The sequence below is a fragment of the Mesorhizobium sp. RSR565B genome (genome assembly GCF_054719465.1).
Genome location: NZ_JBTTIE010000001.1, coordinates 1,382,605 through 1,406,705, shown reverse-complemented (window position 1 = coordinate 1,406,705; position 24,101 = coordinate 1,382,605). Strand labels below are relative to the sequence as shown.

Here is a 24,101-nt window from a genome sequence, read left to right as displayed (position 1 = left end):
ATCGAAAGACGTGCCCACATACAATTGCTCTGGTTTCCAACATTGAGGCCGTCACTGCGCAAAGTTTGACAAATATCGTACGACGATCTGGAAGATGCATCTGGCTGACAGATTCTACAAACCCTGAGTGACGAAATGTCGGGACCGCAAGTCGCTATCGACCTTGGCCGCATCGAGCGCAACGCCCGCACCATCGTCGAGCGCTGCGCGCTGTCCGGCATCAAGGTGTTCGGAGTTACGAAGGGCACATGCGGCATGCCGCAAGTGGCGCGGGCCATGCTGCGCGGCGGTGTTGCCGGCATCGCGGAATCGCGCTTCGAAAACATCCGCCGGCTGCGCGACAGCGGCATCAATGCGCCGGTCATGCTGCTGCGCAGCCCGCCCATGGCGCGCGTAGAGGAGGTCGTGCGCACCGTCGACATCAGCCTGCAGTCGGAACTGACCACCATCCGCGAGATATCGCGCATTGCCGAGCGCATGGGCCGCGTCCACGATATCATGCTGATGATCGATCTCGGCGATCTCCGCGAAGGCATCTGGCCAAGCGACCTGATCCCCACCGTCGAGCAGATCCTACAATTCAAGGGCGTGCGCATCGCCGGCATCGGCACCAATCTCGGCTGCTTCGGCGCCATAATGCCGACGCCGGAGAACCTTGGCCAACTCGTCGCCCATGCCTACAAAACCGAGCGCCTGTCCGGCAAAAGCCTCGACTTCATTTCCGGCGGCGCCTCGTCATCGCTGACGCTGCTGCTCGAAGGCAAGCTGCCGCCCGGCATCAACAATCTGCGCGTGGGCGAGGCGATCCTGCAAGGCGGTGTCGAAACCTTTCGCGACGTGCCGTGGCCCGAACTCGAACCCGATGCCTGCCGGCTGACCAGCGACATCATCGAGGTCAAACTCAAGCCTTCGCGGCCGATCGGCACATCCGGCTACGACGCCTTCGGCAACCAGCCGGTCTTCGCCGACGAGGGCGACCGGCTGCGCGCCATCGCCAATATAGGCCGCGAGGACGTGCTGGTCGAAGGGCTGACGCCGATCGCCAAGGGGGTGAGGGTGCTCGGCGCTTCCAGCGACCATCTGCTGCTCGATGTGCAGGATGCCGATCCGCGGCCTACCGTCGGCGACCGTGTCGCCTTCCGCATGAATTATGGCGCCATGCTTCTGGCGATGACCTCGGAATATGTCGAGAAGGCGCCGATGCACGACGTCGCGGATTTCTCCGGCCGCAAGATGGTGTCGATCTCGGCCGAACCGGAAGCCGGCGGGATTATCGCCCGCGAGGGAACCGGCGCGCGGCTGGAGGCAATGAATTTCGACGTGGTCGAACTCGCCGACGTCGAGCGGCCGCCCTCGGGCCTCGTCCGTCTCGCCGCCGGCGCAGATCGCCGTATCGCCCACAAGGCGCTGACCGCAACGGCGCGCGCCACGCATTCCTTCGGCCTGATCTGGATCGATTCCCTCGCCGCCCTGATGCCCGAGGACGAGGAGGCCGAAGACATGCCTGAAGTCTCGGTGCTGGCCCGCGCGCTCGGTCTCGATCACAAGCCCGGCGCGCTGCAGCCGCAGCTGTCGCCGGAAAATGTCGTCATCGTCGGCCTGCGCCATGCCGATCCGGCGGAGGCAAGGGTGCTCAAGGATTCGCGTGTCTCGGCCTTCACCATGACCGACATCGACGCCATGGGCATGCGCGACCTCATGCACGAGGCGATCCGCATCGCCACCTCGGGCACGCAAGGCTTCCATCTCAGCTATTCGCCGACGGCGACCGAATTCGCCGGCTGGGCTGCGGGCTCGGGCGGGCTGACGGTGCGCGAGACGCATCAGGCAATGGAGGCGATCTCGCTGTCCGGCGGTCTGCTGTCGATGGATGTTTCCGGGCTGACCGCCGGTCTGGAGCCGCGGATCGGCGCCGACGCCATCAACTTCGTCATGTCGGCCTTTGGCAAGCGGATTTTGTGATCAGCCTTGCGCGTCGACTGCCGCGCGCCACGCGGTGACATAGGCCGCCCAGACCGGGTCGGTCTGCGGCTCAATTCTTTCGCCCTTGCCGTGCGTCACTGGCTGATCGGATGCGAGCAGTGCCGCGCCGATGCTGGTGCCGGTGGCCGCCTCGGAGGCGATGACGATGCGCGCGGTCGCTGCCGCCAGCATGCCGACAAAGAGCCGGTTGCGAGCAAACGGTCCTTCCACGGTGGTCGGGCCGTCGGCGCCGATCAGCTCGAGGCAGGTCGCCGTCATCAGTGCTAGATAGAAGGAAATGGCGGCGAACCGCTCGCCTTTGCTGATGCCCTCGGCACCAAGCCATGCCGCGGCATGGTGCGGGAACGGTCCTGATCCCTGCTGGGTAGAAGGCAAAAGCAGCATCTTTTTTGTCAGAACGGCCAGCACCTCGCTGCCGCTGCAGTCCTGCGGCTTGTCCTTGGTCAGCTGGGAAAACTCACGGCCACCCATGAAACGCGCCGAGGGCACGGGGTCGCCCAGCGCGCTGACATTGACCAGCGTGTCGCGCGCAGCATCGAGCGCAATCTCTCTGCCGCCGACCGCCATCGATACCACCCAGGTGCCGGTCGAGACGACCGAGAAGGGCGGCTCGTCGGACAGAAGATGCGGCAATAGGGAGGCGTTGGAATCGTGCAGTCCGCAGAAAACCGGGGTCTGCGGATCGAGCCCGGTGCGCGCGGCAAGCGCCGGCAGGATCGGGCCGAGCTGGTCCCTGGCCGGCCGCACCGGCGCCATCAGCCTGCGCCAATCCAGCCTGTCGACCATCGAGGAAAAGTCCGCCTCCCAAGGGCTCCACAGATCGGTGTGGCAGCCGAGCGAGGTCACCTCGTTGGCGGCAACGCCGGTCAGGCGCAGCGCCCAGTATTGCGGATACATCAGCATCGCGGCGGCCCTGGCGAATTCGGTGGGAAAACGCTTCTCAAGCCAGAAGAATTGCGCACCGAGATTGAGGCCGAGCGGCAGGCGCGGCGTCCCAGTCTCAATGAAGGGCGGACGGATCGCACTATACTCTGTAGCCAGCCTGTCGGGGCCGTCGAACTCATAGTCGAGGACAGGCAGCACCAGTTCGCCCGCTGCGTCGACCAGCACGCCGGTCGCACCATGCGTGGTGATCGAAATCGCTTCGATACGCTGTTCGCGGTTGAGGCTGGCAAGGCTGTTGAGGATGAACCTCCACAGCGACTCGACATCGTGATGCGGGTAGGGCGCTTGCCGCAGCGGCGCGTTCGCCATGCGGCGCAACCCCACTTCGCTCAGCGTGACGAGATCGACCAGCGCCACCTTGGCGTTGGTCTTGCCGATGTCGATGACGGCGATGTGGCGCAGCGCACTCATGCCATATGGAACATTGTTTCCAGGGGGATGGCCACCGGTTGGTTGTCCGGCCTGGTCTCCATGATGTCGGCCATGTGCGCCCACCAGCGCTGCATCACCGGGTGCTTCGGCAGGTCGGCCATGCCATGGTCGTCGCGCCGCCACAGCACGCCGAACAGGATGTTGGTGTCTTCATCGAGATGGATCGAATAATCGGCGACGCCGGCCTCTCTCAGCAGCGCCACCAGCGACGGCCAGATCTCATCGTGGCGCTTTTTGTACTCGGCTTTCATGCCGGGTTTGAGCTGCATCTTGAAGGCGTATTTCTCAGGCATCAGCTGTTACCACGCAGCTGTCGCCAGACGATCGGCAGCGCGATGACGACGATCAAGAGCAGGCCGATGAAGATCGACATGACGATGCCGGGCACGTTCAGCAGGCCGAGGCCGAAGGTCACCAGCCCCATGATAAAGGCGGCGAGCACGACGCCAACAATGCTGCCGGAGCCACCCAGAATGCTGACGCCGCCCAGCACCACCATCGTGATGACCTCAAGCTCGTAACCCTGCGCGATGGACGGTCGCGTCGAGCCGAGCCGCGAGGTGATCAGCACCGAGGCGATGCCGGCCATCAGCCCTGTCAGGCAAAACAGGATGAATTTGATGCGGCCGACGCGAACGCCGGAAAACTGTGCCGCGACCGGATTGTTGCCGATGGCAAAGACACGGCGGCCGAAGCTGGTGCGATGCAGCAGGAACCAGTAGGCGACGGCCGCGATGAGGAAGAGCACCAGTTCGAACGACACCACCCACCAGACGTAACCCTGGCCGAAGAAGGCGAAGCTCTCGGGATAGCCCTTGTAGGCCTGGTCACCGAGGATGATGAAGGCAATGCCGCGAAACAGGCTCATCGTGCCGATGGTAACGACGATGGACGGCAGGCCGAGCCTCGTCACCAACAGGCCGTTGAAGGCGCCGCAACCGAGCCCGACGACGATGCCGATAGCCACCAGCACCGGCGTGTCGGCGCCGGCCTGTACCGCCATGCCCATCATGGTCGAGGCGAGCGCGATGATGGCGGCGACCGACAGGTCGATCTCGCCCGAAATGATCAGCAGCGCCATGGCGAAGGCGATCAGGCCTTTCTCGGTGAAATTGAAGGTCAGGTCCGACAGCGAATAGGCATCGAGGAAATAGGGCGATGCGAAGCTGTTGATGGCGAAGATGGCGACCGCCACGAAGACCAGCAGCGCTTCCCAGGAAAAGATCGCTGAAGAGAGCGGCTTGTCGAGCCGGTCGGGAATGTGGCGCGGGGCGGGGGTGTCGGTCATGCCGCCTCCGCCTTCCTCAGAATGATCCGCCCCTGCTGGCGTTCGCCGCGCGCGTTGAGCACGACGGCCAGGATGATGGCGCTGCCTGAAATCGCCATCTGCCAGAAGGGCGAGATGTTGATCACCGGCAGTGCGTTGGAGATGATGCCGAGGAACAGCGCCCCTAACACCGCGCCCCCGACCGAGCCGATGCCGCCGGCAATCGAAATGCCGCCGATGACGCAGGCGGCGATGATATTGAGTTCATAGCCATTGGCGACCTCGACCGAGGCGATGACATAACGAGAAATCCAGAGATAACCGGCGAGCCCGCCGATCATGCCGGAAATGCAGAAGACGATGAATTTGGTTCGGCCGACATCGATGCCGGCATAGACCGACGCCGTCGGGTTGACGCCGATGGCATAGATCGAACGGCCAAGCGCGGTTCGCGTCATCACCACGAAGAACAGCGCGATGACCAGTATGGCGATCCAGGACAGAACCGGAATGCCCAGGAAAGCTGCGCGCTGGAAGCCGATGAAGTCCGGGCTCATCTTGTCGGCATTGACCCAGGCGCCGCCGGAGAGGACGAAGGTGGCGCCGCGATAGATGGTGAGCGTGCCCAATGTCACCACGATCGAAGGGATGTTCAGCCGCCACACCAGCAGGCCGTTGATGGCGCCGAGCACCAGTCCGACGGCCAGCGCAATGACGATCAGCAGCGGGATAGGGATCGCCGGATGCGCGGCGTTCAGCATCGCCACCACCATGCCGGTGAAGCACAGGTTGGAGGCCATCGACAGGTCGATCGAGCGGGTCAGGATGACGACCATCTGTCCCAGCGCCAGGATCATCAGGATCGAGGTGTCGTTGAACACCTGGGCGAGATTGCCGGGGTCGGCAAAGGCCGGGAAACGCGTCGAGATCAGAGCAATCAAAACGACGATCGCCGCTGCCAGCCAGATCTCGCGGTATTTAAGGAGAGCCTTCATGCCGCGATCCCCGCTGCCGTCCGGACCAGCGTTTCGGCGTCCAGCCCCTTATTATCGTAGACCGCCGCAACCAGCCCTTCGCGCATGACGACGACGCGGTCGGACATGCCCAGAATCTCCGGCAGTTCCGACGACACCATGATCACCGACAGGCCCTGCGCGACGAGCTCGGCCATGAAGCCGTGCACGGCGGCCTTGGAGCCGATGTCGATGCCCTTGGTCGGCTCATCCAGGATGATCACCTTGGGCGCCGTCGCCAGCCATTTGGCGATGACGATCTTCTGTTGGTTGCCGCCCGACAGCGTGCCGACATCCTGGCTGAGCGAGGAGGCCCTGAGGTCAAGCCGCTCGGTGTAGGAGCGGGCGAGCGCGAATTCTTCCGACAATCGCAGCAGGCCGGATTTGGAGGTGCGCTTCAGCGAAGGCAGCGAGACATTCTGGAAGATCGGCAGGCCGATCACCACGCCCTGCTTGCCGCGCTCTTCCGGCACATAGACGATGCCGGCTTCGATGGAATCCGCCGCCGATTTCGGCGTGATCGTCTTGCCTTCCAGCGTGATCGTTCCACCCGATATGCGGGTGATGCCCGATATCGCCTGCATCACCTCTGACCGCCCGGCGCCGACAAGGCCGTAGAAACCGAGGATCTCGCCCTTGTGCAGTTCGAAGCCGATGTCGTTGAATTCGGTCGGGTGCGAAAGGCCAGCGACCGACAGCACCGGCGCGCCGATCTCGGCCTTGCGTTGCGGAAAGATGTGATCGACCGAGCGGCCGACCATCATGCGCACGATCTGGCTCTGGCCGGTATCCTTGATAAGGCCCTCGCCATCCATCTCGCCGTCGCGGAACACGGTGTAGCGATCGGCGATCCGATAGATCTCGTCGAACTTGTGGCTGATGAACAGGATCGCTTTGCCTTCCTCCTTGAGGAATTCGATCAGCAGGAAAAGCTCCTCGATCTCCTTCATCGAAAGGGCTGCGGTCGGCTCATCCATGATGACGATCTGCGCATCGATCGACATCGCGCGAGCAACCGCTACCAGATGCTTGTTGGCGATGCCGAGGTCTTTCAGCCGCGCATCGGCGTCGATATGGCCGGCATGCATGGTGTCGAGCACTTCGCGCGCGTGTTTTCGCATGGTGCGCCAGTCGATAGTGCCTAGCCGCGTGCGCGGCGCATGGCCGAGAAAAATGTTTTCGGCGACGCTCAGATCGTCGAACAGCACGGTTTCCTGATGAATGGCGGTGACGCCGTGGCCGAAGGCGGCATGCGCGCTGGGCAGGGTGACGGCCAGGCCGTCAATGCTGATCGTGCCGGCGTCGGGCTGGTAGATGCCGGTCATGATCTTGACCAGCGTCGACTTGCCGGCACCGTTTTCACCGATCAGCGCCGTAACCTGGCCGGGGTAAAGCGACAGGCTGACATTGTGCAGCGCGCGCACGCCGGGAAAGCTTTTGGAGACGCCGGACAGCGTCAGGCGCGGGGCAGGACCCGTGGGCTCCTCCTTCGCAATGCCGTGCTGGGCTGTCGTGTCCATATCCGTATCAAGCCCTGAAACAAGGTCCGTTTAAAGTCGCGGCGGGATTTTGGTCCCGCCGCGCTTGGTCCGAGACGTCCGAGATCAATAGATCTTGGAGAACTTTTCGATGTTGGACTTGTCGAACTGGAAGGGCGGAGCCATCGCAGCCGAGTTGCTGTCATCGAGCGTGACCTTGCCGACGCGGCCGATCGACAGCGTTGCGCCCGGCTTTGCCTCTTCCTTCTTTACCGCCAGATCATGAGCGAGGTAGACGGCGGAGTAGCCGAGGTCGATCGGATTCCAGAGGGCAACCGCCTGGCTGGAACCGTTGTCGATGAACTTCTTGAACTCGGACGGCAGCGCCAGGCCCGTGACATTGACCTTGCCGATCAGGTTTGCATCGGTGACGACCTGGGCGGCGGCGACGACGCCGACGGTGGTCGGCGCGATGATCGCCTTGAGGTTCGGGTAGGACTTCAGCAGGCCCTTGGCTTCGTCGGTGCTCTTGGCCGAATCGTCATCGCCGTAGACGGTGGCGACGAGTTTGATCTTGGGGAATTTTTCCGGCAGGATTTTCTTGGCCGCGTCGATCCAGGCGTTCTGGTTGGTCGCGGTCGACGAAGCCGACAGAATGGCGACTTCGCCGCCTTCCGGCAGATAGTCGGCGGCAAGCTTGATGATGGTCTCGCCGATCAGGCCGGTGTCGGACGGGTTGAGGTGCAGCTGGCGGCCTTCCTTGGCGACGCCCGAATCCCACGAGATGACGGTGATGCCGCGCTCCATCGCCTTCTTCAGCACCGGCACCAGCGCGTCGGCGTCATTGGCCGAAATCGCAATGGCGTTGACCTTCTGCGCGATCAGCGAATTGACCACTTCGATCTGCGCTTCGGCGGTCGCCTTGGTCGGGCCGGTGTAGATGATGTCGACATCGCCGAGTTCCTTGGCCGCCTCTTCGGCGCCCTTGTTGGCGGCGTCGAAGAAGCCGTTGCCGAGCGACTTCACCACCAGCGCGATCTTGACGTTCTCGGCATAGGCGGCATTCACGAACATGGCGGCCGAGAACGCGGCCGTCACCATCAATTTCTTCAGAAAGCTCATCGTATTTCCTCCCTTGAGCGTTGCATTCCATCGTCGCTGCGGTTGGCCTCAGGCCTGCAGCGAGGATTCTTCCTTTGCCGACTTGCGGGCGACGATCAGCGTCACACCCGCGGCCTCCAGCATGTTGGCTTCGCGATCCTCGATGCCGTCATCGGTGATGACGGTGGCGATGCGCTTGAGCCCGCACAGGATCAGGCTCGAGCGCTGGCGGAATTTCGATGAGTCGACCAGCACCACCAGTTCGTCGGCCTGGTCGATCAGTTTCTGCTCCGCCTGGATCAGCAGCGGGTCGCCTTCCATCAGGCCAAGCGGCCCCAGCCCTTGAGCGCCCATGAACATGCGGCGCGCGTAGAAATTACGCGTCACGTCATTGTCGAAGGGCGAGAGGATGATGTTCTGCTCGCGGTAGATGGTGCCGCCCGACAGCATGACGGTGTTCTTCGAATGCTTGAGCAGGTGCTCGGCGATGGGGAACGAATTGGTGAAGATCGGCATGCGGCGTCCGGTCAGGAAATGCACCATCTGGAAGGTGGTGGTGCCGCCATTGATGATGATCGGTTCGCCGTCCTTGCACAGCTCCACCGCTTCGCGCGCAATCGCGCGCTTCTGCGAAGCGTTAAGCGTTTCGTTGACGGAAAAGGGCCGGCCGGCGAGGCCGATGAACTGCGGTGGCGAGATCGCCTCGGCGCCACCACGCACGCGACGCAGGCGCTTTTGCACATGAAGAGCCGCGATATCGCGCCGGATCGTCGCCTCGGAGGAGTCCGTCAGGTCGACCATCTCCTGCACCGTCACCACAGGCTTTTCCTGGACGGCGGACAGAATGATCCTGTGGCGCTCTTTTTCGTGCATGGTTCCTCCCTGCATGGTCATGAGGCACTAGAAAACCACCAGTGTCAATCATTTCCGCTCATATAATTTCATTGTGCAGTGCAATATGATCGATCTTGATCGTTTATGATTGACAACCGAGATGCTTGCGTAGACATTTCCGGCAAAATGGACCGCGCCTTTTGCGTCCCAGGGAGGATAATCATGCTCGACAAGCGCTCCGGCTCGCGCCTTGCCAACCTTTGGGACGATGCTAAAGCCAAGGGGCTGAGCGAGCCTGAGCTTCTGGTCTATCGCTCCAACACGCTCGGCTCCGACAAGCGTGTCACCAATTATGGCGGCGGCAACACCTCGTCCAAGATCCGGCAGAAGGACCCGCTCTCCGGCGCCGAAGTCGAAGTGCTATGGGTCAAGGGCTCGGGCGGCGACAGCGCCTCGATCAAGCTGGACGGTTTCGCCACGCTTTACATGGACAAACTGCAGGCGCTGAAAGGCCTTTATCGCGGCGTCGCGCATGAGGACGAGATGGTGGGCTATCTTCCCCACTGCACCTTCAATCTCAACCCGCGCGCGGCCTCGATCGACACGCCGCTGCACGCCTATGTGCCGAAGCCGTTCGTCGATCACATGCATCCCGATGCCATTATCGCGATTGCCGCGGCCAAGGATTCCAAGGCGTTGACCAAGGAGATATTCGGTGACGCCATCGGCTGGCTGCCGTGGAAGCGGCCGGGCTTCGAACTTGGCCTCTGGCTGGAGAAATTCTGCGTCGAACACCCCGAGGCCAAGGGCGTCATCCTCGAAAGCCACGGCTTGTTCACCTGGGGCGACACACCCAAGGAGTGCTATGAGACGACGATCTCGGTCATCAACCAGGCGATCGAATGGTTCGAGCGCCGCTCCGAGGGTCTCGCCATCTTCGGCGGCGAAGTCCTCAAATCGCTAGACGCCGCAGAGCGCCGCGCCATCGCGGCGAGACTGATGCCGAGGATCCGCGGCCTGATTTCGGAGAAGAGCCACAAGCTCGGCCATTTCGACGATTCCGCCGCTGTGCTCGAATTCGTCAACTCCAGGGATTTGCGCCCGCTGGCGGCACTCGGTACCTCATGCCCGGATCATTTCCTACGCACAAAAATCCGCCCGCTGGTTATCGAGTTCGACCCAGCGAAGCCCGACGTCGAAGCCGTGATTGCGCGCCTCGCCGACGATATTGCTGAGTACCGTGTCGGCTACCAGGCCTATTACGACAGCTGCAAGCATCCGGACTCGCCCCCGATCCGTGACCCCAACGCCGTGGTCTACCTGATGCCCGGCGTCGGCATGTTCACCTTCGCCGGCGACAAGGCCACCGCCCGCATCTCTGGCGAATTCTACGTCAACGCCATCAATGTCATGCGCGGGGCCTCGACCGTTTCGTCCTATGTCGGCCTGCCGGCGCAGGAGGCCTTCGACATCGAATACTGGCTGCTCGAGGATTTGAAGCTGCAGCGCATGCCGAAGCCGAAGTCGCTCGCCGGCCAAATCGCGCTGGTCACCGGCGGCGCCGGCGGCATCGGCCGCGCCACCGCCAATCGCCTGCTGCGCGAAGGCGCCTGCGTCGTGCTGGCCGATATCGACGAGACCGCACTTGCCAAGGCCAACGACGAACTGGCGAAAGCCTATGGCAAGGACTTCGTCCGGCCGGTGCTGATCAACGTCACCGCGGAGGAGCAGGTGATTTCCGGCTTCGCCCAGACAGCCGTCGAGTTCGGCGGCATTGATATTCTCATCTCCAACGCAGGCCTCGCCTCCTCGGCGCCGATCGAGGAGACAACGCTGGCGCTGTGGAACAAGAACATGGACATATTGTCGACCGGCTATTTCCTGGTCTCGCGCGAAGCCTTCCGGCTGTTTCGCGCCCAGAAGATCGGCGGCAATGTCGTCTTCGTCGCCTCCAAGAACGGCCTTGCCGCGTCACCCAACGCCGCCGCCTATTGCACCGCCAAGGCCGCCGAAATCCATCTCGCCCGCTGCCTCGCGCTGGAAGGCGCGGAAGCCCAGATCCGGGTCAATGTCGTGAATCCGGACGCCGTGCTGCGCGGTTCGAAGATCTGGACCGGCGAGTGGAAGGAACAGCGCGCCGCCGCCTACAAGATGTCGACCGACGATCTGGAAGAACACTACCGCTCGCGCTCGATGCTGAAGCGCTCGGTGTTTCCGGAAGACATTGCCGAAGCGATTTATTTCCTGGCGTCCGACATGTCGGCCAAATCCACCGGCAACATCATCAACGTCGACGCCGGCAACGCGCAGAGCTTTACGCGCTGAGTTAAGGGCGGAGCGCTTCTCTTCTCCCCGTCACTATACGGGGAGAAGGTGGCCCGAAGGGCCGGATGAGGGGCAGCGCTGACTGAACGCATTGGGAGGAATAGCACTTGTCCGAAACCATCATCGCCGCCGATCTCGTCTCCAGCCACAACGCCCAGCGCAAACCCGACCTCGAACGCGACTACGCCTCGCTCGGGGAACGCCTCGACCGTCGCGGCATCGCCATCGACGCCATCCGCGGCAAGGTCGAGAAATTCGCCGTCGCCATTCCGTCCTGGGGCGTCGGCACCGGCGGCACACGCTTTGCCCGCTTTCCCGGCGCCGGCGAGCCGCGCGACATTTTCGACAAGATCGAGGACTGCGCCGTCATCAGCCAACTGACGCAGGCGACACCGACGGTCTCGTTGCACATCCCGTGGGACAAGGCCGATCCGAACCGGCTGAAGCAGGCCGCCTCGCGCTTCGGCCTCGGCTTCGACGCCATGAACTCCAACACCTTTTCGGATGCCAGGGATCAGACGCTCTCCTACAAATTCGGCTCGCTTTCGCATGCCGATGCCGGCACGCGCCGCCAGGCCGTCGAGCATAATCTCGAATGCATCGAGATCGGCAAGACGCTGGGGTCCAGGGCGCTGACAGTGTGGATCGGCGACGGCTCGAATTTCCCCGGCCAGGTCAATTTCGCCAAAGCCTTCGAGCGCTATCTCGACGCCATGAAGGAGATCTATGCCGGACTGCCCGCCGACTGGAAACTGTTCACCGAACACAAAATGTACGAGCCGGCTTTCTACTCCACGGTCGTGCAGGACTGGGGCACCAATTACATGATCGCCAAGGAGCTGGGCGACAAGGCGTTCTGCCTGGTCGACCTGGGCCACCATGCGCCCAATGTCAACATCGAGATGATCGTGTCGCGGCTGATCCAGTTCAAGAAACTGGGCGGCTTCCATTTCAACGATTCGAAGTATGGCGACGACGATCTCGATGCCGGCTCGATCGATCCCTATCGGCTGTTCCTGGTCTTCAACGAACTGGTTGATGCAGAGCTTTCCGGCGCCGAGGGTTTCGATCCCGCCCACATGCTCGACCAGAGCCACAACGTCACCGACCCGATCGAAAGCCTGATGCTGTCGGCCCTCGAGGTGCAGCGCGCCTATGCGCAGGCGCTGCTGGTCGACCGCAAGGCGCTCGAGGGTTTCCAGGACGGCAATGATGCGCTGATGGCGACGCAGACGCTGAAAGCTGCCTACCGCACCGATGTCGAGCCGATCCTTGCCATGGCGCGGCTGAACACAGGCGGCGCCATCGATCCAGTCGCCGCATATCGCGCGGCGGGCTACCGGGCGAAGGTCGCGGCGGAACGGCCGGCGGTTGTGGGCGGTTCAGGCGGGATTGTTTGAGATTGGCTAATCTCCACCACAGGGGGGAGATCAGCTTGCCTCCGCCGGCAGGCGAACACCAATATGTGTTCGCTCATATTGATGATGGACTCGGCCGCTCCATGTAGCTCTTCTAGGCACACCGCACTTGGAGCACCGCCATGCCCTTGACCCGCCGGACGCTGATTGGCGTCACCCTTTCGCTCGCAATTGCGCTCGCGCCATCCGGCGCGCTCCATGCCGCCTCGCCTCAACCTGCGAAGGGCGAGCACGGCATGGTCGTCACCGCCCAGCATCTGGCGTCGGAAGCCGGCGTCGAGGTGCTGAAGAAGGGCGGCAATGCCGTCGATGCGGCGGTCGCCGTCGGCTATGCGCTCGCCGTCGTCTACCCTAATGCCGGCAATATCGGCGGTGGCGGGTTCATGACCATCCGCTTCAAGGACGGCAAATCGACCTTCCTCGATTTCCGCGAGCGCGCGCCGCTGGCGGCAACCAAGATCATGTATCTCGACAAGGACGGCAATCCGGTGAAGGGCGCCAGCCTTGATGGCTACCTTGCGGTCGGCGTACCTGGTTCCGTGGCAGGGTTCGAGATGGCTCGTGAAAAATATGGCACGCTGCCACGCCAGGATTTGATGGCGCCGGCAATTGCCTATGCCAAGGATGGCTTCATCCTCGACCAGGGCGACGCTGCTTCATTCGCAAGCAATGCCGCACGGCTGGCGAAGGACCCTGCCGCCGCCGCCATCTTCCTGAAGCCGGACGGCAAACCCTATGGCGCCGGCGAGCGTCTCCTCCAGCGCGATCTTGCAGCCTCGCTCGCCGCCATCTCCGAAAAAGGCGCCGACGCCTTCTACAAAGGCGCCATCGCCGGCGCCATCGTCAAGGCGAGCGGCGCCAGGGGCGGCATTCTGGCCAAGGCAGACTTCGAGCAATATAAGGTACGCGAGCTGCAACCGGTGAGCTGCACCTATCGCGGTTACGAGATCGTCTCTTCGCCCCCGCCAAGCTCGGGCGGCGTCATCATCTGCGAAATCCTCAACGTGCTGGAGGGCTACCCGCTGTCCTATCTTGGCGCCGGCTCGGCCGAGACGGTGCATGTCATGGTCGAGGCGATGCGCTACGCCTATGTGGACCGCAACTCGGCGCTCGGCGATCCCGATTTCGTCGACAATCCGGTCTCGAAACTGCTCGACAAGGGTTACGCCAAGGAGATCCGCGACAAGATCGACCCGTTCCGCGCCGGCGTCTCGCAGGATTTGATGCCGAAGGGCTTCGGCAAGTCGAAGGAAACGACGCACTATTCGATCATCGACGATGACGGCAATGCGGTCGCGGTCACCTATACGCTGAACGGCTCGTTCGGCGCCGGCGTGGTCGCGGACGGCACCGGCATCCTGCTCAACAACGAGATGGATGATTTCACCCAGAAGCCTGGCGTGCCCAACCTCTACGGTCTCGTCCAGGGAGAGGCCAATGCTATCCAGCCGAAGAAGACGCCGCTGTCATCGATGAGCCCGACCATCGTCGCCAAGGACGGCAAGCCGTTCATGGTTATCGGCAGCCCCGGCGGCTCGCGCATCATCACCATCACGCTGGAAGCCATCGTCAACGTCATCGACCACGGCATGAACATCCAGGAGGCGATCGACGCATCGCGCATCCACCATCAATGGCTGCCCGACACGATCTATGTCGAACCCTTCGGCCTGTCGCCCGACACTGAAAAACTGCTGGCCGGCATGGGCTACCACCTCGATCTCGCGGATTCTACCTGGGGTCAGGCGGCCGGCATTCTTGTCGGGGGCAAGAGCCTGGCGGAAATCGAGAAGGGCGGCGGCGCCCGCTACAACGGCGCCATCGACAGCCGCGCCGCATCCGGCGAGGCGATTGGCTACTGATCAAAACAAGAGATTGATCAGAGGACGAGCGTAAGCGTCGACCCGACGAGCATCAGCGCCGCGATCACGACGAACGCCGCGTAGATGCGGGGACGGTCGAGGAGCAGCGCATTGCCCGATATCCAGGCCGCGGTTGCGCCGCCAAGCGCAAACAGGAAGCCGTTCCGGTGACCAAAGGTCATGGAAGCGGCCATCAGCCCGCCAATGATCAGCGCGCCGAAGACGATGATCACGGCAACGGCGTATTTCTCGAAGTCGTTGCCGCCGCCCATGGCCGGGCCGATCGCGTTCAAATTCGTCAGATCGTCCGGATCGAACGGGTTGGTCGATCCATATTCATCTTGACCGACAGGTTCTCGCATCATTCATTCTCCGCTGACCGGCAACAAATCATCAACATCCGCCAAGCGCAACCGGATCGCGCCTTGCCGAAGGCCGCCGATGCGGTCTTCAACACTTTCTGATGCCGACTTGCCACGGTTTTTTTGCGCCGGTTCACAAAATCTACCCTGCTTTCGGGTCCACACGCCTGAATACCTGGAAAATGAATTACCTGGAAAAATCGCTGCGCACGATGCGGTGCCGCTGCAGCTTGTCGTAGAAGGTCTTGCGCGGAATGCCGAGCGCTTCAATCGTGCGCCGGACATCGCCGTCATTGCGGCCAAGCGCCTCGCGGATGACATTGGCTTCATAGCGTTCCAGCCGTTCCGGCAGTGAGCTGGCGTCATCCGGCTCCGCCGGGGCGGAAGGTGGCGCTTGCGCCGCTTCCTCGAGTCCCAGCACGAAACGCTCGGCGAAATGCGCGAGTTCACGCACATTGCCCGGCCAGTCGTGCTGGCTCAGATGGCGGTGCACTGAGGCAGGCACGGCTGGCATTTGCCGGCGGAAGCGGCCGGCTGCACGCTCTGCGAAGTAGAAGAACAGCAGGGCGACGTCGTCGCGGCGTTCGCGCAGCGGCGGGATCGAGATCGTCACCACATTGAGCCGGTAGTAGAGATCCTCGCGGAAGGCGCCGCGCCGGCTGGCGTCGCCGAGATCGACCTTGGCGGCGGCGACGACGCGCAGGTCGACCGGCCGGATTTCATTGGTGCCGAGCGGCGTCACCTCGCGCATTTCCAGCACCCGCAGCATCTGCACCTGGGTCGAGGCCGGCATGCTTTCGATCTCGTCGAGGAACAGCGTGCCGCCGCTCGAATGCTCGATCCGGCCGATGCGCTTCTTCTGTGCGCCGGTGAAGGCGCCGGCCTCATGGCCGAACAGCTCGCTTTCGATGACCGTGTCCGGCAGCGCGCCGCAATTCAGTGCCACGAAATTGCCCCTGGCGCGGCGGCTCCAGCGATGCAGCAGGCTCGCCACCACCTCCTTGCCGGAGCCGGTCTCGCCGGTCACCAGAACGTCGACATCGGTATCGGCGATTTGCCGCAGCGTCCGGCGCAATCGCTCCATCGCCAGCGTCTGCCCGATCAGCGGCAGGCCGTCCTGCGCCTGTTCGGCGCTTTCGCGCAAGGCGCGGTTCTCCATCACCAGCCGGCGCTTTTCCGCCGCCCGTGCCACACTTTGCGCCAGCCGGTCGGCGGCGAAAGGCTTGGTGATGAAGTCGTAGGCGCCATCCTTGATCGCCTTGACCGCAACCGCGATGTCGCCATGCCCGGTGACCAGGATGACCGGAATGTCGGCATCAAGCTGCAAGACGCGGTCGAAGAGCTGCAGGCCGTCAATGCCGGGCATGCGGATGTCGGACACCACCACGCCGGGAAAATTGGCGTCGAGCCCGGCCAGCGCCTCGGCCGCCACCGCAAAGGCCGAGACGGAAAAACCAGCGAGTTCCAGCGTCTGCCGAGTGGCCCTCAGCAATTCGCTGTCGTCGTCGATCAATACGACCGGTGCGGTGTCCATCATGCTGCCCTGGCGAGGTGAACGGTGAAGCGCGTGCCGTCTCTGCCGCTCGCCACCTCGATGCGCCCGCCATAATCGGCGACGATGTCCTGCGAGATGACGAGGCCGAGCCCCAGGCCTTTTTCCTTCGAGGTGTTGAACGGCGTGAACAATGACTTGAGGATGGCAGGCGAAATGCCCGGCCCATTGTCGGCGACGGCAAGCGCCACGCCGTCGGCCGTCTCCTGGGCCGACACCTGCACCCTGGCGCCGTCGCGCCCGTCCAGCGCTTCCAGCGCATTCTGGAACAGGTTGATCAGCACCTGTTCGAGCCGCAGCCGGTTGCCCATCACCTTGAGCGTTACCGGCGGCAGCGTGATATCGAGCGCGTCCAGCCGGCCGGCAAAGCGGCTTCTGAGCAGCACCACGGCGCCCTCGATGACGCCGCGCAGTTCGACCGGTTCGGCTGCCGTGCGCCCCTTGCGGGCAAAGACCTTCAACTCTTCGGTGATGCCGCCGATGCGCTCGGTCAGCGCGGCAATCGCTCCAAGGTTCTCCTCGGCCGAGGCGGTCTGCTTGCGCTCCAGGAACACACGGGCATTGTCGGCATAGGCGCGGATGGTCGCCACCGGCTGGTTGATCTCATGCGCGACGCCGGCGGCAACCTGGCCGAGGGTAGCAAGACGGTTGGCCTGCACCAATTCCTGCTGCATGACCTGCAGCTTGGCTTCGGTGCTGCGGTGATCGGTGATCTCGGCCTGCAGCCGGTCGCGCGCCAGGCTGAGGTCATGCGTACGCTCGACGACGCGGCGCTCGAGCTCGATGCGCGCTGCCTGTTCGGCAGCGATGCGCATCTGCGCCGACTGACGGCGCCACAGGAGATAGCCGGCCAGCGCCAGCAACGGCACCACGACGCCCAGCGCCAGCAGCCGCATCTCACGCACCGCAGCCGCGATCGGCGCTTCGACCGGCACGAGATAATCGAGCCGCCATGGCGTCGATTGGACCAGTGTCGAAAGCCTGAGATATTCGGCATCGCTGCCGCCCGGTGTTATCGCATGCACCATCGACACGTCAGGGCTCAATGCCTCGGGGCGTGTGATCGGCAAGGGGATCAGCGGCGCGTTGCCGAATTGCTGGCTGCTCCGGATGGCGGCAGCCACCGGGCCGGCCAGCGGCGCGGTGGTCATGAAGCGCCAGGACGGCACGCTGGTGATCAGCACGACGCCGTGGTCGTCGCTGACATAGGCCGGCCGGTTGGCCTCATGCCAGTCGGCTTCAAGCTGGTCGAATTCCATCTTGACGACGACGACGCCGAGCGGTGCCGCCGCATTGCCGACGCGACGCGAAATATAGAGGCCCGGGCGCTTGCTGATGTTGCCCAGCGCAAAATATTCGGCCGTTCCCGATTGCATGGCGCCGGAGAAATAGGCGCGGAAGCCATAGTCGTTGCCGACGAAGCTGGTTGTTTCGCGCCAGTTGCTGGAGGCGATCGCAAACCCGTCGACGCCGGTGACGTAAAGCACCGAAGCCTTGGTGCCGGAGACCAGCCCTTCGAGCTTGCGGTTGAGCACGTCGATCGTGACAGCGCCCTTGTTCTGCAGGGCGTCATGCACCTGCTGGTCCTCGGACAAGAGCAGCGGCAGCGCCCGCGGGCTTTCCAGCACGGCGCGCAGCAACGCTACCTTCAGATTGGCATCGGTGCGGCCTTGCGCCGCCAGTGCCGCGACCTCGGCGCGGCGCGCGTAGAAGCCGGCGCCGGTGAGCGCCGTGGCAACGATCACCAGCGCGATCGCCGCAAACAGCAGCCAGGCGCGACGCGCGCTTTTGCCGAGTTGCTCGGGCGTCGGCGACAGGACCGCGGCAGGGCGTTGCAGCATCCCCTATTTGTGCATGATTTCGCACAAAGCACAATTCGATCATGCGGATGTCCGCACTTGCGGTTGCGGGGCACCAGCTCGGTCGGTCGAATACCCAACAAAATCAATGGCTGCGGTAATGCCGCACAGTCTGGCACGGCAGTTGCTATCACCGATACAGCAGTCGCAAGGCTGCGGAAAACAACTGCCCCGGGAGGTCGAGCTTTCGATCGGGGCGCCATGGAGGACGTCATGCAGCCAGCATTCGCTGCCGCCGAACCGGGCGGCAAGCTACCCTTTTACCGTCATCTCTACGTGCAGGTCCTGACGGCGATCGCCGCCGGCGTGCTGCTCGGTCATTTCTATCCCGAACTCGGTGCTTCGCTGAAGCCGCTCGGCGATGCCTTCATCAAGCTGGTCAAGATGGTGATCGCGCCAGTCATCTTCCTGACGGTGACCACCGGCATTGCCGGCGTCTCCGACCTGAAAAAGGTTGGCCGTGTCGCCGGCAAGGCGATGATCTATTTCCTGGTCTTTTCGACCCTGGCGCTGGTCGTCGGCATGGTCGTCTCCAACGTCGTCCAACCGGGCGCCGGCATGCACATCAATGCGGCGACGCTCGACCCCTCGAAGGTCGCCACCTTCACCGAGAAGGCGCATGACACGACCATCGTCGGCTTCCTGCTCAACATCATCCCCGACACCATCACCGGCGCCTTCGCGCAAGGCGACATTCTGCAAGTGCTGTTCTTCTCGGTGCTGTTCGGCATCTCTCTCGCTCTGGTCGGCGAGCGCGGCCGCCCGGTCGTCGATTTCCTGCAGGCGCTGACCTCGCCTATCTTCCGCCTGGTCGCCATCCTGATGAAGGCCGCCCCTATCGGCGCCTTCGGCGCCATGGCCTTCACCGTCGGCAAATACGGCATCGGCGCGATTGCCAACCTCGCCTTTCTGATCGGCACCTTCTACCTGACGTCGCTGCTCTTCGTGCTGGTCGTGCTCGGCGCTGTCGCTTGGTACAACGGCTTCTCGATCCTCGCCTTGATCCGCTACATCAAGGAAGAGCTGCTGCTGGTGCTCGGCACCTCGTCCTCGGAAGCCGCTCTTCCCGGCCTGATGGCCAAGATGGAGCGCGCCGGCTGCAACCGCTCGGTGGTCGGCCTGGTCATCCCGACCGGCTACTCCTTCAACCTCGACGGCACCAACATCTACATGACGCTGGCGGCGCTGTTCATCGCCCAGGCGACCGACACGCCGCTCACCTATGGCGACCAGATCCTGCTGCTGCTGGTTGCCATGCTGAGCTCCAAGGGTGCCGCCGGCATCACCGGCGCCGGCTTTATCACGCTGGCCGCCACGCTCTCGGTGGTGCCTACTGTGCCGGTCGCCGGCATGGCACTGATCCTCGGCGTCGACCGCTTCATGTCGGAATGCCGAGCGCTGACCAATTTCGTCGGCAATGCAGTGGCGACGATCGTTGTGGCGCGCTGGGAAGGCGAACTCGACCAGACCAAGTTCGCCGCCGCCATGGCCGGCACATTGTCCGAGGAAGCCGACCTGGCGCTGTCGGGCGATCTGCAGCCCGCCTGACCGCTCCGGGCACTGACGTTTGAGCACAAGGCCGCAGCCGATTCGGTTGCGGCCTTTCCTTTTCCGCCTGCACGCGGCTGGCGCTGGCCGGGCCCTCCCGGGTAGGGTGCGGACGTAAAACCGAAAGGCCGGCCCATGAGCAATCCGTACCCCGAAATCTACCTCGTCCGTCACGGCGAGACGGAGTGGAGCGCTTCGGGAAAACACACCGGCCGCACCGACATACCGTTGACGCCAAAGGGCGAGGCGGCAGCTCGCGGCGTGGCGGACCGGCTCAAGGATCTGTCCTTCCAGGCGGTGTGGTCGAGCCCGTCGCAGCGAGCCTTCAGCACCTGCACGCTTGCCGGCTTCGGCGCTGCTGCCGTCAAGAAGGACGACCTGCAGGAATGGGACAATGGCGCCTATGAGGGCGTTGAGACCAAGGAGATTCTTGTGCAGCGCCCCGGCTGGCAATTGTTCCGTGACGGCTGTCCCGACGGCGAGTCGGTAGCGGATGTTGGTGCCAGGGCCGTCAGGATCATCGCCGGGCTGCGGGCAATCGAGGGCAATGTGCTGGTGTTTTCAAGCTCGCATTTCCTGCGCGTGCTGGCCGCGCGCTGGCTCGGTCTGCCACCCGAAGGCGGTGCGCACTTCGTGCTTGATACCGCGAGCCTCAGCATCCTCGGCTATGAGCACGATCTGAGCGAGCCGGTGATACGCAGGTGGAACCAGAAGTAGTGTTTCTCAGCAAGCCTGCCTCTTAACGCGCGAGCACCGCCAATTCCTCCGATGTCAGATGCCGCGCCTTGCCCTTGGCGAGCTCGCCGAGCTGCAAACCGCCGATCGCCACCCGAACCAGCCTCAGCACCTCGATGTCGAATGCCCCGAGCAGGCGGCGGATCTGGCGGTTGCGGCCCTCGTCGAGCACGATTTCCAGCCAGGCAGTGCGGCCGCCGCTGCGCAGCAGTTCGATCGAACTTGCGGTCAGCAGTTCGCCGTCGACGATCGCTCCGTCGCGAAAGCGCGCCAGCATCGCTTCGTCGGGCGCGGTGCCGATCTGGACATGATAGGTCTTGGCGACATGCGAGGCCGGATCGAGCAGGCGGTTGGCCCAGCGCGTGTCGTTGGTCATCAGCAACAGGCCTTCGCTGGCCTTGTCGAGGCGGCCGACCGGCGACACGAAAGGCAACTCCAGTTCCACCAGGCAGTCATAGACGGTGCCACGATCCTGCGGGTCATCGCGCGTGGTGACCTGTCCGCGCGGCTTATTGATCATCAGGTAGACTTTTGCCTCGCCGACGATCTGCTCGCCGTCGACAGCGATGCGGTCGCGGCCGAGATCGACACGCAGCGACGGATCGCGCACCACCTTGCCGCCAACCTGCACGCGCCCTTCGGCGATCAGCAGCTCGGCCTGCTTGCGCGAACACAGGCCGAGTTTGGAAAGCGCCCGGTTCAGGCTGACGCCTGCGCTCGGGGCCTGGTGTTGGGCGATGTCTGGTGGCCGTGCCATGTCCTGCTTGCCATCCCAATGATCGGCATCGACAAATGCCACGCCCCGCATTGGCTTCGCAACCTGCCGCGGCACCAACATCACCAGTTCGCGGGAGCGCGGCTGCTCTCAATTACGATGTGTCAGGGCGTCGGGCTCAACAGCCCGCCATGGAACGCAGCCCCGCGAGAGACGTTGTTGCCGACGAGCGATTTGTCGCCAAAGGCACCGCCATGAAGAGAATCTACGAAAAACCGACGCTCGTGAAGCGAGGCAGGCTCACCAGCCTGACGGCTCAGATCGTCGCTTCTGGGGTCATTCTGGGTGAATGATCCCCAGATAAAGGAAGGGATAAATCGATGAGCGAGCGCGGCGTTGATTTCCTGCAGGGCTGGATCCACGAGCACCTGCCGGGCGAACTGCCTGCCAACAAGGCAACGGCTCGAACCCTGACCACGCGAGCTGCCCTGGATGCTCGGCATTTAGGCCTTGAGGTCAGCGAGATCGAAGAGGAGTTCGGTTCGTTGGAACGGGTGATTTTCGAGGCACTCGATCAGCCCAATATCTGAGCCCCCGATATGAGCCCATCGCAGGCGAATATCGGCCCATCGCCATCCTGGCGGTGGGCTTTTCGGTGATGGCATCCGAGGGTGCCCAGCGCTAGGCAGCCCGCGCAGCTGACGCTCCCCGTGCCGGCGGCAATTCGAACACAGTGGCGCCGTTCTCCCGGCCGCGTTCGACATAACCGATGACACGGAACCATTTGCCGACGTCGGCCCGCTGCAGCCAGCTGCGCGAGTGGATGGGCAGGTTGCCGGCCAGCGCCTGAATGTGGCGGATGTGGCGCCTGCAGAAGCGGACCGTCGCGGCGCTGAAGAAACCCTCCTGCGCGGCAAACAGCGTGTCGGCGGCGTCGCTGTTTTCGTGCCAGGCGACGATCGCCACCGTCTTGTCGCCGTCGACCAGCGCGAGCGCCCGGCCTTCCTTCAAATTCATCATCAGATTGTCGTAGGCGACCTTGCTGTCCTTGCCGGCGGCCACATACTCGTCCGACATCCGCGTGGACAGATCGCGGAAGACACTTTCGAGATCGCCGATCGTAGCTGCGCGTGCTCGCATTTCTCCTCCTGCAGCCCCGGCAGGCAGTTTGCCCTAGGCAGACGGGATCACCAAGCAAATCAAATCCGCCATTTGGCCGATGCGCGCAAAGTGATTTCATTGGGCGGCAAATGTTGGACGCCGCCATCTCCTATCGCGGCAAGCCTGTCATTCGCGTTGCGCCGGTTTTCGTATTTGGTTGACATTGGGCTGATGGAGGCGCGGGTTGCGCCGGGCGTTTGGGCCTTGGGGCATATTTCAATGAAAAAAAGTATACGAAAAGCCGGTCCTGCACCGGAAGGGCAAACTTGCGGCGCATGTTGCTTCGCCTACGTCAGGTGGCGGCGGAACCATTGACGTTCCGCCATCCACTGACGAGACTTGATATAGAGCTCCACTGAGCGCGAGACTTGCTGATCAACAGAAAGCCCGCTGGCTCAGGCCGGCGGGCTTCTTTCGTTTCTGGAACCATTTCAGTGCATGCCGAATTGACTCGCGATCGCGTTCGGGAGGGGAAGCATGCAAGACCAGCATGTCGATGAGCCGGTTCGCGTGGCGCTCGGCAGGTCCGGAAACACGATCTACAAGGTGGAGCGCGTGGCGCAGGCCGCCGACATCCTGATGAACCGCTGGCCCGCGAAGACGGGCCGCTATCACGTCGCCGCCCGCAAGGCCTGCCTCGGCGTTCTCGAAGGCCTGAAAGAGGCGCACTATGCCCGCGCTGCCTTCGTCAATGCGGCGATCGAGGCCGATATACTGGTCGAGCGCGACCGCGAGGGTTGAACGGCCACGGCTTTCCATCGCCTCTTTGTTTGCGTAACGTAAACTGGCAGACCGGTCGGGAGCCTTCCATGTGCAACGACTATGAGCAGCATATTCTCTGGGCTGAATATTGCCGGATGCTGGAGTCGCTGGCACTCGAGATCCCGACCCACCAGACGGAACTTGACCTGCCGCAGGTTGATGACATCCGCATCAATGATCCGGCCCCGATCATGCGCGCCGCCGGCGACGCCGGCGCTGTCGAACTGACGTCGATGACGTTCGGATTTCCACCGGCCGGACCGAAAGGCGGACCAGTGTTCAACTTCCGCTCCGAAGGCAGGCAATTCGCCGGCAGCAAACGCTGCCTCGTTCCGGCATCCGCCTTCTTCGAGTTCACGGGCACGAAGTATCCGAAGGCAAAGCATCGCTTCACGCTCAACGGCTCGCCGTTCATGGCCATCGCAGGGCTTTGGCGTGAAGCTGCCGGCAACAAGCCGCCAACCTTCACCATGCTGACAACCGAGCCTGGACCGGATATTGCGCCCTATCACAGTCGGCAGGTCGTGGTGTTTCGGCCCGGCGATTGGGCGGCTTGGCTCAGTCTGACGAAGCCGGAAGCCGGACTGCTGCAGCCGCTTCCAGCCGGCTCGCTGCGCGTGGAGACCGTGCGCCCCGAAAGTTCATAACTCGGTTGCGCAGGCTTGCCGGCACAGCCGGCAGGCCGAAATCAGGAATCCGTCGGTGCGGCGCCAGGAAGTCAAGCCCTTGATGTTCAGAGAAAACTGGTG

Annotated in this window: 22 protein-coding genes; 10 read left to right on the top strand and 12 right to left on the bottom strand. The window is 63.3% G+C overall.

The features are described 5' to 3' along the window. Positions 1-135: 135 nt before the first annotated feature. A complete protein-coding gene (locus tag ACYG9R_RS06795) occupies positions 136-1,962 on the top strand; it encodes an alanine racemase (protein WP_023681929.1) in 1,827 nt (608 codons plus the stop codon). Here ACYG9R_RS06795 and ACYG9R_RS06790 read toward each other — a convergent pair whose 3' ends face one another. From ACYG9R_RS06790 to ACYG9R_RS06760, 7 genes are all read right to left on the bottom strand, one after another. After that, a complete protein-coding gene (locus ACYG9R_RS06790; protein WP_023681928.1) occupies positions 1,963-3,339 on the bottom strand; it encodes an FGGY-family carbohydrate kinase in 1,377 nt (458 codons plus the stop codon). Then, a complete protein-coding gene (gene rhaM, locus ACYG9R_RS06785) occupies positions 3,336-3,653 on the bottom strand; it encodes an L-rhamnose mutarotase (protein WP_023681927.1) in 318 nt (105 codons plus the stop codon). Before rhaM ends, ACYG9R_RS06790 begins: the two co-directional genes overlap by 4 nt. Next, entirely contained in the window at positions 3,653-4,648 is a 996-nt protein-coding gene (locus ACYG9R_RS06780) for an ABC transporter permease (protein ID WP_023681926.1), read from the bottom strand. Before ACYG9R_RS06780 ends, rhaM begins: the two co-directional genes overlap by 1 nt. Next, entirely contained in the window at positions 4,645-5,622 is a 978-nt protein-coding gene (locus ACYG9R_RS06775; protein WP_023745314.1) for an ABC transporter permease, read from the bottom strand. The genes ACYG9R_RS06780 and ACYG9R_RS06775 overlap by 4 nt, the downstream gene beginning before the upstream one ends. Next, a complete protein-coding gene (locus tag ACYG9R_RS06770; protein ID WP_023823717.1) occupies positions 5,619-7,160 on the bottom strand; it encodes a sugar ABC transporter ATP-binding protein in 1,542 nt (513 codons plus the stop codon). The genes ACYG9R_RS06775 and ACYG9R_RS06770 overlap by 4 nt, the downstream gene beginning before the upstream one ends. Positions 7,161-7,244: 84 nt before the next feature. Continuing rightward, positions 7,245-8,240: a rhamnose ABC transporter substrate-binding protein gene (gene rhaS / locus ACYG9R_RS06765; protein WP_023669661.1), complete on the bottom strand. Its 996-nt coding sequence runs from the start codon at positions 8,238-8,240 to the stop codon at positions 7,245-7,247. 48 nt (positions 8,241-8,288) lie between these two features. Next, the gene (locus tag ACYG9R_RS06760) at positions 8,289-9,092 is read right to left on the bottom strand and encodes a DeoR/GlpR family DNA-binding transcription regulator (protein ID WP_023669662.1); all 804 of its coding nucleotides are present in this window, start codon (positions 9,090-9,092) and stop codon (positions 8,289-8,291) included. Positions 9,093-9,275: 183 nt separating this feature from the next. On the opposite strand from ACYG9R_RS06760, the gene ACYG9R_RS06755 reads away from it, so the two are divergent. From ACYG9R_RS06755 to ggt, 3 genes are all read left to right on the top strand, one after another. After that, complete coding sequence (locus tag ACYG9R_RS06755) at positions 9,276-11,378, top strand: bifunctional rhamnulose-1-phosphate aldolase/short-chain dehydrogenase (protein WP_023823716.1); 2,103 nt, start codon at positions 9,276-9,278, stop codon at positions 11,376-11,378. Positions 11,379-11,485: 107 nt separating this feature from the next. Next, positions 11,486-12,778 carry an L-rhamnose catabolism isomerase gene (gene rhaI, locus ACYG9R_RS06750; RefSeq protein WP_023823715.1) on the top strand — a complete coding sequence of 431 codons (1,293 nt, stop codon included), beginning with the start codon at positions 11,486-11,488 and terminating at the stop codon, positions 12,776-12,778. Positions 12,779-12,918: 140 nt separating this feature from the next. Continuing rightward, complete coding sequence (gene ggt, locus ACYG9R_RS06745; RefSeq protein WP_023823714.1) at positions 12,919-14,658, top strand: gamma-glutamyltransferase; 1,740 nt, start codon at positions 12,919-12,921, stop codon at positions 14,656-14,658. Between the two features lie 17 nt (positions 14,659-14,675). Here the strand turns inward: ggt and ACYG9R_RS06740 are convergent, their stop codons facing one another. The 3 genes from ACYG9R_RS06740 to ACYG9R_RS06730 all read right to left on the bottom strand — a co-directional run bounded on the left by ACYG9R_RS06740 (position 14,676) and on the right by ACYG9R_RS06730 (position 18,413). Then, positions 14,676-15,023: a hypothetical protein gene (locus ACYG9R_RS06740; protein ID WP_032885862.1), complete on the bottom strand. Its 348-nt coding sequence runs from the start codon at positions 15,021-15,023 to the stop codon at positions 14,676-14,678. Between the two features lie 184 nt (positions 15,024-15,207). Further along, on the bottom strand, positions 15,208-16,557 hold the full coding sequence (locus tag ACYG9R_RS06735) for a sigma-54-dependent transcriptional regulator (protein ID WP_023823713.1): 1,350 nt from the start codon (positions 16,555-16,557) through the stop codon (positions 15,208-15,210). Further along, positions 16,554-18,413, bottom strand: a complete 1,860-nt coding sequence (locus tag ACYG9R_RS06730; RefSeq protein ID WP_023823712.1) for a sensor histidine kinase — start codon at positions 18,411-18,413, stop codon at positions 16,554-16,556. Before ACYG9R_RS06730 ends, ACYG9R_RS06735 begins: the two co-directional genes overlap by 4 nt. A 231-nt stretch (positions 18,414-18,644) precedes the next feature. Between ACYG9R_RS06730 and ACYG9R_RS06725 the strand changes: the two genes are divergently transcribed. Together ACYG9R_RS06725 and ACYG9R_RS06720 are read left to right on the top strand one after the other, a co-directional pair. Then, positions 18,645-19,979, top strand: a complete 1,335-nt coding sequence (locus tag ACYG9R_RS06725) for a dicarboxylate/amino acid:cation symporter (RefSeq protein ID WP_023823711.1) — start codon at positions 18,645-18,647, stop codon at positions 19,977-19,979. A gap of 135 nt (positions 19,980-20,114) precedes the next feature. Continuing rightward, positions 20,115-20,696 (top strand): histidine phosphatase family protein, encoded by a 582-nt coding sequence (locus tag ACYG9R_RS06720; protein WP_023823710.1) that lies wholly within the window; start codon positions 20,115-20,117, stop codon positions 20,694-20,696. Positions 20,697-20,718: 22 nt separating this feature from the next. Here ACYG9R_RS06720 and ACYG9R_RS06715 read toward each other — a convergent pair whose 3' ends face one another. Next, a complete protein-coding gene (locus ACYG9R_RS06715) occupies positions 20,719-21,471 on the bottom strand; it encodes a pseudouridine synthase (protein WP_023696665.1) in 753 nt (250 codons plus the stop codon). A 149-nt stretch (positions 21,472-21,620) separates the two neighbouring features. Here ACYG9R_RS06715 and ACYG9R_RS06710 point away from each other — a divergent pair, with 149 nt between their 5' ends. Next, entirely contained in the window at positions 21,621-21,782 is a 162-nt protein-coding gene (locus ACYG9R_RS06710; RefSeq protein ID WP_023696664.1) for a hypothetical protein, read from the top strand. A 27-nt stretch (positions 21,783-21,809) separates the two neighbouring features. Next, complete coding sequence (locus ACYG9R_RS06705) at positions 21,810-22,019, top strand: DUF768 domain-containing protein (RefSeq protein ID WP_023823709.1); 210 nt, start codon at positions 21,810-21,812, stop codon at positions 22,017-22,019. Between the two features lie 91 nt (positions 22,020-22,110). Here the strand turns inward: ACYG9R_RS06705 and ACYG9R_RS06700 are convergent, their stop codons facing one another. After that, positions 22,111-22,569 carry a hypothetical protein gene (locus ACYG9R_RS06700; RefSeq protein WP_023823708.1) on the bottom strand — a complete coding sequence of 153 codons (459 nt, stop codon included), beginning with the start codon at positions 22,567-22,569 and terminating at the stop codon, positions 22,111-22,113. 498 nt (positions 22,570-23,067) lie between these two features. Between ACYG9R_RS06700 and ACYG9R_RS06695 the strand changes: the two genes are divergently transcribed. Then, on the top strand, positions 23,068-23,331 hold the full coding sequence (locus ACYG9R_RS06695) for a DUF982 domain-containing protein (protein ID WP_023823707.1): 264 nt from the start codon (positions 23,068-23,070) through the stop codon (positions 23,329-23,331). A gap of 68 nt (positions 23,332-23,399) precedes the next feature. After that, on the top strand, positions 23,400-23,999 hold the full coding sequence (locus ACYG9R_RS06690; RefSeq protein ID WP_023823706.1) for an SOS response-associated peptidase: 600 nt from the start codon (positions 23,400-23,402) through the stop codon (positions 23,997-23,999). Positions 24,000-24,101: the final 102 nt, after the last annotated feature.

Bases quoted from the DNA above. Each gene is read 5' to 3' on its own strand.
- ACYG9R_RS06795 (WP_023681929.1), top strand. From the start codon at position 136: ATGTCGGGACCGCAAGTCGCTATCGACCTTGGCCGCATCGAGCGCAAC.
- ACYG9R_RS06790 (WP_023681928.1), bottom strand. From the start codon at position 3,339: ATGAGTGCGCTGCGCCACATCGCCGTCATCGACATCGGCAAGACCAAC.
- rhaM (WP_023681927.1), bottom strand. From the start codon at position 3,653: ATGCCTGAGAAATACGCCTTCAAGATGCAGCTCAAACCCGGCATGAAA.
- ACYG9R_RS06780 (WP_023681926.1), bottom strand. From the start codon at position 4,648: ATGACCGACACCCCCGCCCCGCGCCACATTCCCGACCGGCTCGACAAG.
- ACYG9R_RS06775 (WP_023745314.1), bottom strand. From the start codon at position 5,622: ATGAAGGCTCTCCTTAAATACCGCGAGATCTGGCTGGCAGCGGCGATC.
- ACYG9R_RS06770 (WP_023823717.1), bottom strand. From the start codon at position 7,160: ATGGACACGACAGCCCAGCACGGCATTGCGAAGGAGGAGCCCACGGGT.
- rhaS (WP_023669661.1), bottom strand. From the start codon at position 8,240: ATGAGCTTTCTGAAGAAATTGATGGTGACGGCCGCGTTCTCGGCCGCC.
- ACYG9R_RS06760 (WP_023669662.1), bottom strand. From the start codon at position 9,092: ATGCACGAAAAAGAGCGCCACAGGATCATTCTGTCCGCCGTCCAGGAA.
- ACYG9R_RS06755 (WP_023823716.1), top strand. From the start codon at position 9,276: ATGCTCGACAAGCGCTCCGGCTCGCGCCTTGCCAACCTTTGGGACGAT.
- ggt (WP_023823714.1), top strand. From the start codon at position 12,919: ATGCCCTTGACCCGCCGGACGCTGATTGGCGTCACCCTTTCGCTCGCA.
- ACYG9R_RS06740 (WP_032885862.1), bottom strand. From the start codon at position 15,023: ATGATGCGAGAACCTGTCGGTCAAGATGAATATGGATCGACCAACCCG.
- ACYG9R_RS06735 (WP_023823713.1), bottom strand. From the start codon at position 16,557: ATGATGGACACCGCACCGGTCGTATTGATCGACGACGACAGCGAATTG.
- ACYG9R_RS06730 (WP_023823712.1), bottom strand. From the start codon at position 18,413: ATGCTGCAACGCCCTGCCGCGGTCCTGTCGCCGACGCCCGAGCAACTC.
- ACYG9R_RS06725 (WP_023823711.1), top strand. From the start codon at position 18,645: ATGCAGCCAGCATTCGCTGCCGCCGAACCGGGCGGCAAGCTACCCTTT.
- ACYG9R_RS06720 (WP_023823710.1), top strand. From the start codon at position 20,115: ATGAGCAATCCGTACCCCGAAATCTACCTCGTCCGTCACGGCGAGACG.
- ACYG9R_RS06715 (WP_023696665.1), bottom strand. From the start codon at position 21,471: ATGGCACGGCCACCAGACATCGCCCAACACCAGGCCCCGAGCGCAGGC.
- ACYG9R_RS06710 (WP_023696664.1), top strand. From the start codon at position 21,621: ATGGAACGCAGCCCCGCGAGAGACGTTGTTGCCGACGAGCGATTTGTC.
- ACYG9R_RS06705 (WP_023823709.1), top strand. From the start codon at position 21,810: ATGAGCGAGCGCGGCGTTGATTTCCTGCAGGGCTGGATCCACGAGCAC.
- ACYG9R_RS06700 (WP_023823708.1), bottom strand. From the start codon at position 22,569: ATGCGAGCACGCGCAGCTACGATCGGCGATCTCGAAAGTGTCTTCCGC.
- ACYG9R_RS06695 (WP_023823707.1), top strand. From the start codon at position 23,068: ATGCAAGACCAGCATGTCGATGAGCCGGTTCGCGTGGCGCTCGGCAGG.
- ACYG9R_RS06690 (WP_023823706.1), top strand. From the start codon at position 23,400: ATGTGCAACGACTATGAGCAGCATATTCTCTGGGCTGAATATTGCCGG.